We start from the raw sequence: 19,070 nt of genomic DNA on the forward strand, positions 1-19,070 counted from the left end.
CTCACCCGGTTGGATGCTTTTTATAGTTTTATTTCCGGCTTTCCCTTATCTAACTGTCAGTCACTATTTGACAACGATCTTCTTTACTGTTGAGTATGAACTCTTATATGTTGTCTTACCTGACTTGTTAAATGCACGCACCTTGAAGTAATATGTCTTGCCTTTCTTCAGGCCTTTCTTGGTGTATGAAGTAGTTCCTGCCTTTCTTATGGTTGCAACAGCCTTATACGTGCCACGCTTTGATGTTGACATGTATACGATGTAACCTGTTGCTCCCTTGGCTCTCTTCCATGCAATTTTCGCCTGCTTGACTCCGGCCTTCGCTGATACAACAGGTGTTGCAGGAAGTGTAAATCCTGATACATATGTTCCGGCATTCTCTACGATCGCCTTTCCATCCTTCTTGTATGCCACAACTCTGTACTTATACGTTGTTCCGGCACTGAGCTTTGAGCTTACAAATACGACCTTTGACTTGCTTGTGATGGTCTTGATCTTGACTGCTCTGTTGCCGCGGTATCTGTAAACTATGTATCCATCAGCGTTGTTTACCTTGCTCCATTTCATCGTTATTGATGCATTGCTTCTGGCACTGATCTTAAGATTCTTGACTGCCGATGGCGTTGTCATGATCCTTGCTGTAGCATCCTCACCAACGAGCTCCTTGCTGCCGACCTTCTTGTATGCAACTACCTTGAATGTGTAAGCTGTACTTCCAGTCAGACCGTTTACATTATAAGCTGTCTTTGATGTCGAACCAAGATATTTGTAATTGTCCTTTGCTACAAGTCTGTATACCTTGTAGCCTGTAGCTCCCTTAACTGTATTCCACTTGAGCGCTATCGACTTCTCTGCCCTGCTGCTGAATGAAATACCTGAAACCTTAGCTGGCTTTGTTGCTGCATTTATGACTGTCTTCTCGCTATACAGTGTCTTGCCTGACGACTTCACATATGCTGATACCGCAAACTTGTAATCAGTTCCCGCTGCCAGACCTGTGATATTTCTGCTTGTGCCCGTCACTGTTGCAACCTTCACATATGTCTTCTTACCTGTATCATATCTGTACACCTCATATCCCTGGGCATATGCACTGCTGCTCCATGATAGCTTCAGTGATGTTGTTGTCTCACCGCTTGCCGCAAGGTTCTTCACCTTTGCAGGAAGGATGTTGAATGTAACCTTCTTTGTTCCGTAGAAGTTGTTAAGTCCTGTGATCGTAACACTTGCAACACCCGGCTTCACGTTGTTGCTGTACTCAACCGTGTACTCCTTTGGATTTATCACTGTACTGCCGATCTTAACTGTAACCGCCGGCTTGATCGCTGATCCTGTGTAGGTCTTGTCTGCTATCGCTGATACGGTTGCCTTTGATATGTCAAATGCCTTGATCCTGAACTGCTTTGTAACGCTTCCCTTGTAGTCGCCCATGAACTTCACAGTGACTGAAGCCTTACTTGTTCTCGTCATGGTGATTCCGCTGTTGTTCTGGTATGTGATCGTGTAATCTCTGCCTTCCTTCAGCACATTTGTTCCCCATGTTATCGTGACATTATCAAACTTAAATGCTGTGCCCTTGTATATAACCTCGGACTCAATTCCGTTTATAACAGCCGTGTTGCTTATATCTGCCTTGCTTATCACAAAGCTCTTCTTTACAGAATCTGTGTAGTTGCCTGCACCTGTTATTGTTATGACTGCTGTTCCTACATGAACATTGTTCTCGTACTTCACAGTATAGTCCGTTCCCTGGCTAAGCTTCTGTCCATCCAGTTCAACTTCAATATCCTGTGTTATTGCATTACCTGTGAATACCTTTCCTGTAATACCCTTGATCTCAGCTCCAGCGATACTCTTCTTTGTAATTGCAAAGTATCTTGTCACTGAATCCTTGTAGTTGCCCTTACCGGTCACAACCACCTTTGCGCGTCCTGTCACATCTGTGTTCATATCGAAGCTGAGTATGTAGTCAACTCCCTCTGTCAGCTCCACATCACCATTCTTTACCTTTACAACAGGTATGAGCTGGTTTCCTGTGTACTCGATCGATGTGCTGCACTCAACTGTACAGTTCTTGATACTTCTTGCTATTATCTCAAATGTACCTGTTGTCTCTCCGGTGTAGTTGCCCTTTCCTGTTATGCTTACCTCTGCGGTTCCGACCTCAGTGTTGTTACTGTAAGCCACTGTGTAATCCGCTGCTGATAACACAACACCGTTGACTGTCACTGTAACGGCTGGAGTTACCGGCTTTCCTGTGTATTCCGTATCCTCTGCCACAACTACTGCATTATCGATTGATGCCGCTGTTATGGCAAATGTTGCTGTCACACTTCCTGTGTAGTTAGACCGGCTTCCTGCTGTAGCTGTAACCGTTGCTGTTCCAACGTTTACATTTGAAGCATATCTCACTATGAAGCCCGCGATATCTTCATCGTCAAGCACAAATGCTCCGTCACTGCTGTTAATAGCTGTAACTGATGGAGTGAGTGCCTTTCCGGTGTATGTCATGCTGCTCTTTGAAAGCTCTGCTACATAACCTGTTACGTCTCTCTTGACGATCTCGAAAGTTGCCGTCTTAGAACTTACGTAGTCTCCATATCCTGTGATCGTCACTGTGGCAGTTCCAACATTATAGTTATTGATGTATGAAACCTTGTAATCAGTTCCCTGTACAAGCGTCTTGCCACCGTATGTAACATTTACCGCAGGTGTGATATTCTTCTTTGCAAACTCCTGATCAGGTATTGCACTGATCTTGGCTCCGCTTATATTTACAGGATCCTTTGTAATGGTAAATTCTCTCTCCACAGTTCCTGTGTAGCTTCTCTTACCTGTTACTGTTGCCTTTGCCGGCTGTCCGCCTGCTGTAGGCTCAATATTATTGCTGTACTCGATCTCGTAGTCAACACCCTCTACAAGCACCAGATCTCCATATGTAATTGTGAGCTCCGGCTCTATCTTCTTGCCTGTGTAAATCTGACCCTCGATCTCGCTCACATGACAGTCTGCAAGATTTCTTCTTGTTATAGCAAAGTATCTGTTAACACTTCCTGTGTAGTTGCCAATACCTGTGATGGTAACACTTGCCTTGTCCGTCACGTTCTTATTTCCACTGTATGATACAGTGTAGTCTCTTCCTGCCACAAGTACATCGTCGCCGTATGTTACATTAAGTCCGGCAAATGTTATTGCCTTTCCTGTGTAGGTTACGCTGTCTTTTATACCTGTTATATCTGCATCTGCAATATCAGCACCGCCAATAGCAAACAGCTTGCTGGCAGCTCCTGAATAATTGCCCTTTCCTGTTATCACCGCAACTGCTGCCGTTGTCACCTCGACATTGTTCTTGTAGCTTACGGTGTAATCCCTGCCTGCCACAAGCTCTCTCTGTCCGTCAACAACCGTGAGCTTTGGTGTAACCGCATTACCGGTATAATTCTGTCTGTCGATGTCCTTTATCTCTGCAAGAGATATGTCTCTGGCTGCGATATCGAATTTCTCAACCGCCGTTCCAGTGTAGTTGCCTATACCTGTGATGGTAACGCCTGCCTTATCTGTGTCTGTTGTGACATTCACATTGTCACTGTATGAAACTGTAAAGTCTCTGTCCTCCACAAGAGCTGTTCCGCCAAGTGAAACTGTAACTGCAGGTGTAAGTGGATCTCCTGTGTATCTTGCCGATGCCACCGTAATGTCTGCATCTGCAAGATTTCTGGCACTTATCTTAAATCTTGCTGTGGTGCTTCCACTGTAGTTACCCATACCTGTGATGGTGAGCACTGCACTGTCTGTCACGTTCACATTGTTGCTGTAGTCTGCTCTGTAGTCGCGTCCCTCAACAAGTGTCCTGCCTCCGAGTGTAACTGTGTGATCCGGAGTTACAGCTTCACCCGTATAAACTCCGTTTCCAACCTTTACTGAAGCATTGTCGACTGAAGCACCTACTATTGCAAATGTCTTGCTGACACTTCCTGTGAAGCCTTCACCCTCAAGTGCCTTTATAGTAACCTTACCTGTTCCAACATTTGTATTTGACGAGTAGCTGATCTCAAGGTTGTCAAAATCAGTAACTGTCACTGTCTTTCCAGCTCTCTTCACTGTAAATGAATTGATCACCGGTTTTACTGCTGTTCCTGTATACATATACTCGGATGCATCAAGAGCTATCTGTCCATCACTTATATCGACCGGATTGATGTTAAACTTAGCCGATAAAGATCCGGTATTTGACTTGATACCTCTAACTGTTACGGTTGCCACACCCTCATCGATGTTGTCCACATATACGAGTGCGTAATCCTCGCCGTATACAAGTGTCTTTCCACCAAATGTAACTGTCACATCCGGTGTGAGCGGCTGGCCGAAGTTGTAAAGCTGATCACTGATCTTGCTTATCACAGCCTTGGATATATCCACAAGATTCTTAGATATCGTGAAGTTCACTGTTATGCTTCCTGTGTAGTTACCAGATCCTGTGATCTTGATCTCAGCCTTCGAGCTGGCCGTTGTCTCATTTATGTTGTTGCTGTACTCTGTCTTGTAATCTGTTCCAGACACGAGAACCTGTGTTCCGTCTCTCACTGTGACCTCAGGTGTTACAGCCTTTCCTGTGTATACCTGTCCGCCAATCGCATCGACTCTACACTTGCTTATGTCCTTAGCTGTGATCTTGAATGTTCTGCTCAGCTCTCCGCTGTAATTGCCGATACCTGTTATCACAACCTCCGCACTGTCTGTCACGTTTACATTGTTCTTATACTCTACTGTGTAATCCTCATCCTCGGACAGTTTCTTTCCGCCCAGTGTCACAACAATCTCGCCAAATGTTATGGCCTTTCCTGTGTATTCTGTGCCGGCTGGTATACCTGATACCTCTGCGTCCTCAAGAGTGAGACTCTTTATACTGAAGTTTTTCTCTACAGTTCCCTTGTAATTGCCCTTACCGGTTACGATAAGCTTGGCTGAATCTGAAACCTCTATGTTGTTCTCATATGTCACAGTGTAGTCCGTTCCTGCAACAAGCTGTACTCCATCGAGTGTCACCTTTGCATCCGGTCTGATCTCACTGCCGCTGTACATCTGATCCGGTATATCATTGATCTTCGCCTCATCGATCGCCTTTGGCTCAATGTCGAATGTTGCAGTCACAGTGCCCTGATAGTTTCCTGTTCCCTTGACTGTCACAGTCGCCTTTGACTTTGCTGTCGTAGCGTTTACATTGTTGCTGTAAGAAACAACATAATCAATGTCTGCATTTAATATCTCATCATCGAGAGTTACTGTCACAGCCGGTGTAAGTGGCTTTCCAGTGTAAACTGATGACTGGACATTCACATCTGCCTTGCTCAGATCCTTTGCAGTTATCGCAAAGTATGCGACAACTGTTCCCTTGTAGTTTCCTGTACCGGTCACTGTGAGGATGGCTGCTGTTCCAACATTTACATTGTTGCTGAACACCACATTAAAATCTGTTCCCGCAGTGAGTTTCTTGCCATCAAGTGTCACTGTATATGCAGGCTTTACTGCACTTCCTGTGTACACATGGTCTTCCACATCAACTACAGCCTGTGCGATATCCACCTCTGTGATCTCAAACTTCTTTGTCACAGATCCTGTAAATCCGCTTCCCTTTGCTGCCTTTATAACCGCACCAGCAGTTCCGACATTTGTATTGTCCGTGTATGTCACATCAAATGCTGTCATAGATGTCACTGCCGTCGCCTTGCCATCCCTGCTTACTGTTATCATCTTAACTGCAGGTCTGATCTCTGATCCCGTGTACTCAAATGAGTCATTCTCAAGTACAACCTCAGCAGTTGTTATATCTACTGGCTTTATGGCAAATGTTGTGCTCACCGAGCCTGTGTTCTTGTTGATACCATTTGCCTGTATCGTCGCCGTACCTTCATTGATATTGTCGATGTATACAAGCTCGTAGTCCACATCCTGTGTCAATGTCTTGCCGCCATATGTAAGTGTAACCTCTGGTCTTATGGCATTTCCAAAGTTGTAATACTGGTCATCGACCTTGCTCATTACAGCCTTTGATATATCCACAACCTCCTGTGCGATGGTGAATACCGCACTGTTGCTGCCTCTGTAGTTGCCCTTACCTGTTATGGTGACCTCAGCACTGTCTGTCACATCTGTGTTGTTGCTGTAAGTAATGTCATAATCCTTTCCGGTCTCCAGTATCCTTGCGCCATCTCTGACTGTGATCTCAGGCTCAACCGCCTTACCTGTGTATATCTGTCCGCCAATCGGATCAATGCTGCATCTGCCGATATTCTTAGCTGTTATGGCAAATGCTGTTCTAACCTGTCCGCCGTAGTTTCCTGTGCCCTTTATGATCACATATGCAGGATTCTTCTCATCTGTAACGTTCAGGTTGTTCTCGTAGCTTACTGTGTAGTCCGTACCATTCACAAGTGTCCTGCCGTTTACTACAACTGCTATATCTGCAAATTCAATGGCATCTCCTGTAAATACTACCGCATCCTGGATTCCACTTATCTCTGCATTATCTATGCTGTATGCCTTTATAGCAAATGTTCTGGTCACTGATCCCTTGTAGCTTCCTCTACCTGAGATAATAGCGCTGGCCTTGTCTGTAACCGAATCGTTGTTCTCGTATGCCACTGTGTAATCAGTGCCCTCTGAGAGGACATTGTTGCCATTTACAATTCTCAGTTCAGGTTTTACTGCCTGACCGCCGTATGTCTGATCTGGTATCTCCGGTATGTCAAGCTTTGATATATCCATAGGAGTTATAGAGAACTCTCCCTGGACTGTTCCTGTGTAGTTGCCTGTTCCTGTCACTGTCACAACAGCCTTTGCTGTGTCAGATGTGACATTCACATTGTCGCTGTAGCTGAGCTTATAGTCAGTTCCCTGAACAAGAGTCTTTCCATCAAGGACTACACTGACTGTTGTCGTAACTGCGCTTCCTGTGTATTCAGCATCATCGGCCTTTACCTCAGCCTGTGATATCCTCTTAGGAGTTATGCTGAACTTCTGTGAGAGCTTTCCGGTGTAATTTCCGGTTCCCTCTATAGTAACCAGTGCATTGTCAGTAACATTCACATTGCCTGAAACTGTTACCTTGTAGTCAACGCCCTCTGCAAGAGTCTTTCCTCCGAGAACTACTCTGCATACAGGAGTGATTGCGCTTCCCGTATATACTGCACTGTCAACGCTGACCTCTGCCTGCTCTATTGAAGCTGCAACGATCCTGAAGGATGTGCTTGTGCTTCCTGTATAGCTCTGGCCTTCGCCTGCGGCGATCTTAACTGTAGCCGTACCGACATTTACATTGTCTGTACATGTGATCTCAAATCCTGCGAGATCTGTGAGTACCTTCTTAACTCCATTTCTTGTGACTGTTATCGATTCTACATCTGCTGTTACCGCATCTCCTGTGAAACCATATGAATCCTTCACAAGTGCGATCTCTGCAGTTGTTATATCTATAGGAAGGATCTTGAATGTCTTACTTACCTCGCCCTTATTCTGGTCGATTCCCTTCACTGTAGCTGTAGCCGTACCGGCCTCAATGTTATCAGTGTAGGTTACGCTGTAATCAACATTCTCTGTAAGCTTTCTTCCTCCAAGATTTACACTGAGTGCAGGTGTGAGCTCCTCACCGAAGTTGTAATACTGATCTGCGATATCACTTATCACCGCATTTGAAATGTCGAGCACTTCCTTTGCGATGGTGAACTCTGCTGTAAGCTGTCCGGTGTAGTTGCCCTTACCTTCTATAACTGCCTTGGCATTCTTGCCCACCTCGATATTGTCACTGTAAGATACCGTGTAGTCTCTTCCATTTTCGAGTACCTTTGATCCATCTCTTACTGTAACCTCAGGGGTGATCTCCCTGCCTGTATATGTCTGTCCTCCGATGGCATCGACCTTGCACTTCTCAAGACTTCTTGGGGTTATGCTGAAGGCTGTTCTTATCTGTCCACCGTAGTTGTCGTTACCCTTTATGATAACGTATGCCATGCTGTCCTCAGTGGTTGCATTGACATTGTTCTCATAACTTACTGTGTAATCTGTTCCATATACAAGTGTCTTTCCATTCATCACAACTGTTATGTCCTTAAAGGTTATGCTGTCACCTGTATATTCTGCACTCTCAGGTATTCCTGTCACAACCGCCGGTGCTATGCTTGCTCCGCATATCTCAAACAGCTTTGTAACGGTTCCCTGATAGTTACCCTTACCTTTGACTACTGCTCTCGCCTCTGTAGTCTTGTCTGTATTGTTGCTGTATGTTACATCGTAATCTCTTCCCGCAACAAGAACTGTGTCTCCGTTTCTTACGACCACAACTGGCTCTATCGCCTCGCCGGTGTATTCCTGAGCATCAATGCTGTCAACATCGGCTGCTGTAAGAGTCTTTGCCATGATGTCAAAGTAAACTGTGAGCTTTCCTGTGTAGTTGCCCATGGCCTTGATGATCGCTGATGCCTTCTTCTCAGCCGTTGTGACATCTATGTTGTCTGCGTATGTAACTGTGTAGTCCTCACCCTTGGTCAGAGTCTTGCCTCCAACCTCAAGAACTACATCAGGTGTCAGCGCAGATCCTATATATACCTGAGCCGGTATGCTGCACTTTCCGCCGTCTATGCTCTTTGCACTGATCTCAAATGTCTGGCTCAGTACGCCCTCATAATTACCGCATCCGGTGATCTTTAACAGAGCGTCCTCTCCTGCCTCTACATTGTTTTCAGCCGATACCGTGTAATCCACGCCTGCTGTCAGCACCTTATCTCCCAGAGTTACCTTTACATCCGGTATAACCTCTGATCCGGTGTACTCAGCATCTGCCACGCTCACGACCGCACCGCTTATGCTCTTTCTTGTGATAGTAAATGTGGTTGATGCAGTTCCGGTGTAGTTCGTATCCTTTCCTGCACTTACAGTAACCTTTGCCGTCCCGGCATCTGTATTGTCACTGTATTCCACAGCGAATGAAGAGAGATCTGTGATACTCTCTGTCACACCACCATTAGGAACGCTAAGTCTTGTCACTGCAGGTGTAATCGCCTCACCTGTGTAGGTGAATGATGTTCCCCTGAGAACTACTGACGCCTTTGATATATCTGCCGGCTTTATGACAAATGTCTTTGTAACCGACTTGTTGTAATCACCTGTACCTATGATCTTTACAGTTGCGGTTCCCGCATCAATATTATCGGTATAAGTCACTGTATAGTCGGTGTTAAGTGTGAGTGCCTTTCCTCCAAAGCTTACCTTGACTTCAGGGGTTATGGCCTGTCCGAACGCATATGTCTGATCCGGAATAGCCTCTATCTCAGCCTTTGATATATCTGTAAATACTCTTCCTATAACGAATTCCTTCGTTACCTTTCCTGTGTAGTTGCCCTTTCCTGTGATTATAGCCTTAGCCTTTGTTGTCTCTGTAGTCTCATTTATATTCGACTCATATGTGACATCATAGTCAACGCCGCTCACAAGAAGAACATTGCCATTTCTGATCGTTACTTCCGGCTCTATGGCCTTTCCTGTGTATATCTGGCTTTCGATCTCCTCGACATCACATTCCCTGAGATCCTTTGCCGTGATCACAAAGTGTACATCCTTACTTCCGGTGTAATTGCCTGTACCTGTTACTGTAAAGTATGTACCATCCTCTGTTGTGACTGCCTTGTTGCCTGTGTATGTGATCCTGTAATCAGTTCCCTCTGTGAGGATCTCGCTTCCATCGGCAACTATAATACCTGCAAATGTCACATCAGCACCTGTGTAAGCCACAGACTCACTGTATCCGCTGATGGCGACTCCTGTAAGTGACTTAGGTACTATCGCAAATGTTGTTCTGAGGGTTCCTACATAGTTGCCCTTTCCTGTGATAACCACCTGTGCAGGTGCATCCTTTGTCGTAACATCTGTGTTTCCTGTGTATTCAGCCTCATAGTCAACACCGGCTTTCAGTGTTGTTCCATCAGCCATGCTTACTGTCACTGCCGGGGTGATAGGACTTCCGGTATATGTCTGATCACTGATCTTATACGCAACTGCACTTGAAATGTCTGCTGCAGCTATTCTAAAGGTCTTTGTGATAGTGTCTTTATAATTGCCGGTTCCCTTTACTATAACGTTTGCCGTGCCGACATTGACATTCTTCTCATAGGTAACTGTGTAATCCACACCGTTTGTCAGAAGCTTGTCTCCAAGTGTTACTTCCACATCAGGAGTGAGCTCCTTACCTGTGTAGATCTGATCTGCGACTTCCACATCGGCATCAGTGATCGTTCTCTCTGTTATAGCAAACTCTGCACTGACGGTTCCCTTATAATTGCCACTTCCTGTAATCTTTACAGTACCCTTTCCTACGTTTGTGTTACTGCTGTAGCTCAGAATGTAATCCCTGCCCTCTGTCAGAACCACTGTACCAAGTGTTACCCTGACAGCTGGGGTAAGAGGTGTTCCCTGATATACCGCATCGTCTACCTCAACTGCTGCGCCTGACAGATCTGCCTCTGTTATGGCAAACTCACCTGTCACGCTGCCCTTGTAGTTGGTGTTGCTCTTTGCTGATACGCTGATGGACGCTGTTCCTACATTGACATTGCTGCCAAAGCTTATGTCGAAGCTGTCCATATCAGTTATCATCACATCTCCAAACTCTATGCCTGTAACCTCAGGCTTCTGGCTCTTTCCTGTGTACACAAAGCTTCCCTGATCTATAACCACACGGCCTGCTGATATGTCCGCAGGGTTGATGGCGAAGCTTACTCTCTTTGTCTTGGAGTAATACTTTGTTCCGGTTATGATCACATATGCTGTTCCAGCATTTATATTGTTCTCATATGTTAAGGTGTAATCTGTATTCTCTTTCAGTGTAATTCCGTTATACATAACAGTGACTGAAGGAGTTACAGCCTTGCCAAATGCATATGTCTGCGCCGGTATAGCCGACACTGTAGCGCCGTTTATATCCACAACGCTTCTTGTTATCGAGAAGTAGACTACAGCAGTTCCTGTATAGTTGCCAATACCGGTGATCTCTGCCTTCGCCTCATCCGTCTCGTCTATATTGTTGCTGTATGTAACTTCATAGTCTGTTCCGGCCTTCAGGGTGACGCTGCCATTCTTTATGGTGAGCACCGGCTCTATGGCCTTACCTGTCCATGTCTGTCCCTGGATCGGGCTGATTTCGCAGTTTGCTATATCTGCCTTTGTTATCTTGAAGGCTGCAGTCTTCTCACCGCTGTAATTGCCTGCTCCGATGAATCTGACAGTCGCTGTTCCGATCTCCTTATTATCAGTGTACTCAACAACGTAATCCTGATTCTCTACAAGTTTTGTATCTCCAAGTGTGAGCTCATATCCTGTGAGGACTATGCTCTCACCGGTATACTCTACACTCTCAGGTATTCCTGTTATGACTGCATCTGCAAAGTCTGCCTTTGTTATCTCAAACTCAGCCACACACTGACCTGTGTAATTTCCACGGCCTGTGATAGTTGCCTTTGCCTTTCTTGAGTCTGTTGTAACACTTACATTGTCGCTGTATGTGACGTCATAATCACTGCCCTCTGTCAGAACTATCTCTCCGTTCTTGACTGTAACCTTTGGACTGTGGGCTGTTCCATCGTATACAACAGACGCTATAGGTGAGACCACGCACTTGCTTATATCCATTGCGGATATAGTGAATGTCTCTGATGCTGTTCCTGTGTAATTGTGCTTACCTGTTATCGTCACTGTGGCTGTACCCTTATCGGTATTTCCACTGTAGTCAACATCATACTCGGTGTCTGCGATCTGCTTTCCACCTAATGTAACTGTTATCTCCGGTGTAAGCGGAGCTCCAGTATACACCTGATCTGCAACAGTTATCTTTGCTGCACTTATGGATCTTGCTGCGATCTTGAAGGTCGTCTTAACTGTTCCGGCATAGTTGCCCATACCCTTCACAGTAACCGTTGCTGTTCCGGCATCGGTATTGTCAGCATATCCCACTGTGTAATCTGTTCCCTCTATAAGCTTTGTCTGTCCCAGATATACTGTCACTGTCGGCTTGAGTGCAGCACCTGTGTATGTCTGATCGGCAACCGTGAGCTGGGCATCTGTGATGTCTGCCGCAGTGATCGCAAACTTGCCTGTAACTGTTCCCTTATAGTTTGAACTGCTTCTGGCTGTGAGAGCTATCTCTCCACTGCCTACATTTATATTGTTGCTGTATGTCACGTCAAAATCTGTGCCAGGCTCTATGCTGCCGCCAGCCAGAGTGATTCCTGTCACTACAGGCTTGATCTCGCTTCCGGTATATCCGTAAGCATCCTTCTCAAGCTCAAGTACTCCTCCTGTCACATCGAGCTGTTCGATAGTAAATGATGTCTCTACGACTCCATGATACTCTCCGGCTCCTGTCACGATTATGTATGCCTTTCCGGCATTCACATTGCTCTGATAGCTTACTGTATACGCATTCTCTGGAAGCACCTCTCCATCCAGTGTAACTGATATAGCCGGTGTGATCTGCTTGCCATAGTTATATACAAATGGTCCCTTGTCTGTTATCGAGATGACCGCAGGTGTTATATCTATAACTCTCTCTGCTATCATAAATGTCTTCTGTACAGATCCGGTGTAGTTGCCCTTTCCTGTGACAACCGCCTTTGCCGGCTTGTCTGCTGTTGACACCTCAATATTGTCGCTGTATACGACATCATAATCCGTGCCCTTCACAAGAGTTCTGCTGCCATCCTTGACTGTTATGTCAGGTGTAAGTGCCTTTCCTGTGTAGGTCTGTCCCGGAATATCACTGACTGTACAATCCTCTATGCTCTTTGCTGTGATAGTGAATGTCCAGCTTGCTTTTCCTGTATAATTACCCTTTCCACTGAAGATGATATTCGCCTTGCTGCTGGCAGTAGATACATTCAGATTGTTGACATATTCAGTCTCGTAGTCCACACCATTTACAAGCTTAACACCGTCCACAGTGAGCACAGCCTGATCAAATGTAATAGCCTTTCCTGTGTATACGACTGAACTATCCACGCCGTCTATCTCTGCATCTGTTATATCCTTCTGTCCAATTGTAAATTCTACACGTCTTGTTGTACTGCTGTCATAGTTACCCTTACCTCTGACTGTAACTGCAGCCTTTGAATCTGTGGTCGATGCATTGACATTATTCTCATAGTCGATAGTGTAATCTGTTCCCTCTGTGAGAACCGCATCTCCATCCTTAACTGTTATATCCTGTGTTATCTCAGATCCGGTGTATGTCTTATCTGCCACACCTGCAACCGTAATGCCCTCAGCATTTATACTTCTCGCGTTTATGACAAATGTGCCGTCAAGCTCTCCGGTATAGTTGCCCTTGCCTTTGATCTTGAATTTACCGGTTCCTGCATTTGTAACTTCGCCTTCTACATACTCTACTGTATAATCCTGGCCCTCCACAAGTGTCTCGTCTCCAAGTACGACTGTGATCTTCGTGGTGAGCGGCTTACCTGTATAGCTCTGTGCCTGAGCACTTACCTTTGCTCCCGTGAGCGACTTCGCACAGATAGTAAAGAGAAGCTTTACCTCTCCTGTATAGTTACCTGTACCTGTCACCATCACGCTTGCCTTATCGGAACACTCCACATTGCTGTCGTAGCTGAGTGTATAGTCGACATCCTTCTTGAGAATGACATTTCCACTTCTGACAACCGGCTCAGGAGTTATCTCAGATCCGGTATAGCTGAACTCTGTCTGCTCAAGGCTTGCCCAGCTCTCCTCTATCTTCGCTGCAGTTATTGTCGCTGCGATATCAAAGCTTCCTGTAAAGTTACAGTCAGCCTTTGCAGTAACTGTTATTGTTCCTGTTCCAACATTTATCAGGTTTTTCTGTGTTACAGTGAAATCTGACATGTCCGTCACAGTGTACTTCTTGCCATCAACTGTGATGTCAAAGCTCTCCACTGTAAATGTCGTTCCAGCCGGTGTGTACACCGCTGAATAAGTCTTAGATGCCACTGCCTTTGCAATAGACAATGGAAGTATCTTGAATGTCTTCTCGACAGTTCCTGAATATCCCTGTACAGCGATACCTGTAACTGTCATTGTCGCAGTTCCGACATTCACATTGTTTGTATAAGTTACCATATAGCAGTCAGCGTCAAGCTTCACGCCATCCACTGTGACTGTTGCAGCCGGCTCTATCTTATCTCCCATGTGGTATGTCTGATCTGCTATATCAGCAACATCCGCATCTGTTATCTTGACGATCTTCTTGGCAATATCAAATGTTGCCTTCACAGATCCCTTATAGTTGCCTGTTCCACTTATATCAGCAACAGCCTTTGACTCGGTTGTTGTGACATTGATATTGTTGCTGTATGCAACGGTATAATCCGTTCCCTTTACAAGAGTGTTTGCACCGTCAGCGACAGTCACTTCAGGCTCAACAGCCTTTCCTGTATAGATCTGTGCGCTGATCGGCTGAACTGTGCAATCTGCTATATCCTTCTGCTCGATCACGAACTGAACTATCTTCTCACCGGTGTAATTGCCCTTACCTGTGATAAGTATCTCTGCCTTGCTGTCAGTTGTGGAAGCATTTCTGTTATTTGTATATTTCACTGTGTAGTCAGCAGCAGTGAGCTTTCTGCCCGACACTGTAACTGCCAATCCTGCAAATGTTATATCTGCGCCAGTGTATACCACACTGTCCTCAACGCCTGTTACAACTGCCTTGCTGACTGATGCAGAAACAATATTGAACTCAATCTTCTTTGTTCCGCTGTATACGCCCTTACCAGTTATGGTTATCGACGCCTTAGCTGAAGCCGTGCTGACATTCTCATTATTATCATATGAAGATACAACATAGTCCTCACCCTCAACAAGCTCGGTGCCATCGTAGCTGACTGTTATATCCGGTGTTATCGCTGAGCCTGTGTATGTCTGGTCAGCTATATCAGCCACATCGGCTCCGGCAATATCTATAGCCTTTATCTCGAAGCTTCCTGTAGCGGTTCCATCGAAATTGCCATCCTCCAGAGCTGTTACCGTGATCTTAGCTGTACCAACATTGATATTGTTGGCATACTCAACGCTATAACTTCCTGAAGGCACTGCCATTCCGTCCTTGCATGTAACTGTCACCGCAGGAGTCTGTGCCTTACCTGTGTATGTCACACTTGAAGCTGAAACTGTTGCACCTGTAATACTCTTCTTGTATATTACAAATTTCTGTGTGAGCTCTCCTGTATAGCTGCTGTCCGCCTTTGGAGTGATGGTCACACTTCCATTTCCAACATTTGTATTCTCACCGTATGTGACATTGAAATCATCAAATGATGTTATTCTATTGACGGTTCCAACCTTCACAGCCACAAGTGATGGCTTGATAGCAGTACCGCTATATTCAAATGTGTCGCCTGATATGATCAGTGTATCACCTGATATGTCATACTTGGCAATCTTGAACGTGTATTCCTTTGTTCCCTTGTACTTGCCCACACCTGTTATGACAAGTGTTGCGGTACCGACCTCATAGTTGTCCTTGAAGGTATATGTATAATCACCGTTTGATCCGGCTGTCATCTCCTCGCCGTCATAGCTCAGAGTAAAGCTTGGTCTGACCGCCATGCCAAAGTTGTATGACTGATCCTCAAGTCCCGTCAAAGTGATCTTGTCACTTGTGCTTATGTCTATAAATTCCTTAGTAATATTGAAGTATTTGATAATCTGACCTGTGTAATGATCACCACAGCCTGTTATGGTCACTGACGCTTTTCCGGCATCCGTGTTGTCTGCATACTCTACTGTGTAATCCTCATTCTCAACAAGCTTGATCTCACCGTTGTATATATTGATCTCAGGTGTTATAGCTGAGCCTGTCCACAACTGATCCGCTATAGCATCCATCTGACAGTTATACACAGCTCTCTTCTCTATCTCGAAACGTATAACCTTCTGTCCTGTGTAATTTCCTATACCGGTTACAGTGATCGAAGCCTTCTCTCCTGAACCTGTTACCTCTATATTATTCGCATACTCAACAGTATAGTCCTTGTCTCTCTCCAGCTTGATAATTTCACCATTAACGTATCTGGTTACATTTATCACCGGTTCGATGGCCATACCTGTGTACATCTGTGACTGGTCGGCCTGGGTTATTCCCATTCCGCTTGAAGATGAAATGATTGAAACAGGTGTTATCTTGAAATACTTGACGATCTCGCCTGTATAATTATCATTTGCAGCCTTTATTACGACCTTGGCCTCATCTGTCACATCCGTGTTATTGCTGTACTCTACCGTATAGTCTACATCCTGCTCCAGCTCAACACTGCCATTCTTGATGGTGACTGCCGGCTCTAATGCCTCTCCTGTGTACTGGCTGTCGGATATATCTTTGACATCGCAGTCCTCAAGAGGCTTAGGTAAAATGTTGAACTCAAGAACCTTAGTTCCGCTGTATGAGCCCATTCCTTCTATAGTAATAGTAGAAGTTCCTACCTTGTCATTGTTCTTTCTGTCGGTGACTGTGAAGTCTGTTCCCTCCTTCAGAACATAACTGCCATTCTTAATGGTAAGCTCCGGCTTCACCTCGCCGCCGTTATAATACTGGTCAGGTATATCCTCATATGTGAGTTTGCCCATATCACCTGACGGAGCAACTATAGTGATCTGGAATGACTTTGAACCGGAATAATATACCGATGCTGACATGGCAATGACTGTCCATGTTCCGGTCTCCTTGTAGCTGAACGGGAAGGTGTAGTTAACTCCCTCAACCAATGTCATTCCGTTGTATGTAATTGTTATATCCGGCTTTATGTTCTCTCCGGTATATTCATAACTGGACTTATTCACAGTCAGCTTTACATCGGCACCTGAGAATGACTTTGCAAGTATGTTAAATGATTTGTACACAGTACCCGCATAGTCTCCCATACCTGTAAATGTAACCTTACCATTGTTGGTTCCCGGCACGATATTCTCGCCGTAAGCAACAGAGTAATCGGTTCCCTCCACAAGTGTCTTGCCGTCGTATGTCAATGTCACATCCGGCTTCAACTGTGCTCCGGTATATGTCATCGATGATATCGTGGAAAATTCCACATCATTCATGCTGATCTTAGATGTCTTTATCGCAAATGTACCTACACATGTTCCCTGGAAATTGCCGAGACCCTTGATCATGACTCTGGCTGAATTTCCGATCTCCACGTTGTTCTCATAACCTGATATCTCGTAGTCAACGCCCTCCACAAGATCCGTATTGCTGAATGTGACCTTTGACAGGGTTGTGGTCACCTCAGAACCTGTGTACTCGGCGTCATCGGCAGTTATTACAGCTTTGGATATATCCGCTGCAACAATCTGGAACTCACATGGAACAGTTCCAGTGTAATTTCCAATACCTACTATATTAAACTTATGTGTTCCTACATTGTAATCCTTGGCATTCCAATACTCACTGAAGTCATATGAGAAATCCTGGGATAACTTAAGTGTAGTTCCAAGTTCCCTATCCTTGACAGAAATATTCTGTGGAGAAACCTGTATCGTTATGTTGTTTGCGGTGTTGAACACTGCATCATCAAATGTTACAGAGAGATTTTCCGTGCTCCTAGGCTTGATGGTGAAGTTCACCGTCTTTGAACCCACATATGAACCAAGTCCTGATATAGTCAGTGATGGCTTAGATGTGGATGTGGATGCATTTGTATTGTTGGTGTAGTATGACACCTTATAATCCTTGCCCTCGACAAGTGTCGTGCCCTTATACTTAACCACCGGACTTGGAGTCTTGGCAGTTCCGTCATATACAAGGTCGTCATCCACCGTAACGTCAGCGTCTGCTATGCTGTATACCTCAGTTCCCTGATCCACGATCTGGAAAGTCTTGGTGACAGTTCCCTTGAATCTGGTAGGTGCTCCTGTTATTGTGACAGTCGCCGTTCCAACATCTGTATTGTTGGTATACTCAACCTTGTACTCATAGTCATTTGCACCCCACTCGTCTATGCTGTGCAGATACTTGTTGTTGGTCTTGTCCAGTATCTTAACAGCCGGCTTTATAGGTTTTCCTGTATATACAAATGTATCACCCTCCAGTGATATCTCCTGATCACTGAGGTTTGCAGCGCTGATTCCGTAGTATATGTAATACTCACCGTCGCTACCGATCTTATAATTGCTGTTCTTTGCAGCGGACACTACAACTCTAGGGCCGTCCCCAAGAGGATCCTCCACTACCTCTGACTCCTCGTCGTTGTTATAATAATCGACAACATAGTCAGTTCCTTCTGTAAGGAAATGTCCTGATGATGTATTCGCTGTCTTTACATATATCTGCGGCCATACACCACCAGCCTGATATGTGTAAATTTTATTTTTGCAATTTTTATGCTGGTTCGCTTTCTCTTTTCCATCTATATAGAAAAGTGCAGTCGAGGTTATGCTCTTTGCCTTTATAGTAAAGGTACATGTAAGAGTTCCGCTGCAGTTTTTATCAGCATTACCCCTGACCGTAACAGTTGCTGTACCCACATTAACATTATTACTGTACTCTACAGTATAATAATCTGACGACAGCTTCGTGTCGTTGGTCGTATCTCCAATCTTCTTTACCACCAGCTCTGATGCCAGGAGTGTGATCGCTTTCCCTGAATACGTCTTGCCTGATGTAGCTGTCGTATAACAGTAATATCCGTCCGCATTCAGATCTATGGCATCATCCGCCGCCAGCGTGGCAACAGAATCCCCCACATCACTCTGCTTCTCCGCATCACTGGCCGTCGCCACATTCTGTGACTGTGCCGCCAGCACCTGCGCAATCCCTCCGATCGCAATATCACTCTGGAACAATACGGACAATGCCATAATGAATGCCATGAGAAATGCGATCATTCGTCTGCCATAACTTCTTCTCATAAATTACTCCCTGCCTTTCTTGATATGTACATTTGCGGAATAACCAGTATAAGTTTCTGGAAACCCCATTTATATACAATTTTACCAAAAATCAATATGTTATTCAATGTGCTTTATGAAATAATCACTTGACTTTCTAAACATAAAAA

The 19,070-nt window shown here is 45.1% G+C and carries 1 protein-coding gene; it reads right to left on the reverse strand.

Features of this window, described 5'->3' with window-relative positions; all coding sequences use genetic code 11:
* Positions 1 to 63: 63 nt before the first annotated feature.
* Positions 64 to 18,921, reverse strand: a complete 18,858-nt coding sequence (locus DXB91_RS12300) for a fibronectin type III domain-containing protein (protein WP_118018204.1) — start codon at positions 18,919 to 18,921, stop codon at positions 64 to 66.
* Positions 18,922 to 19,070: the final 149 nt, after the last annotated feature.

Source organism: Coprococcus sp. OM06-34AC, assembly GCF_003462545.1.
Lineage (GTDB): Bacteria > Bacillota > Clostridia > Lachnospirales > Lachnospiraceae > Coprococcus > Coprococcus aceti.

Excerpts from the sequence above, each read along its gene's own strand:
- DXB91_RS12300 (WP_118018204.1), bottom strand. The coding sequence starts at position 18,921 with ATGAGAAGAAGTTATGGCAGACGAATGATCGCATTTCTCATGGCATTC.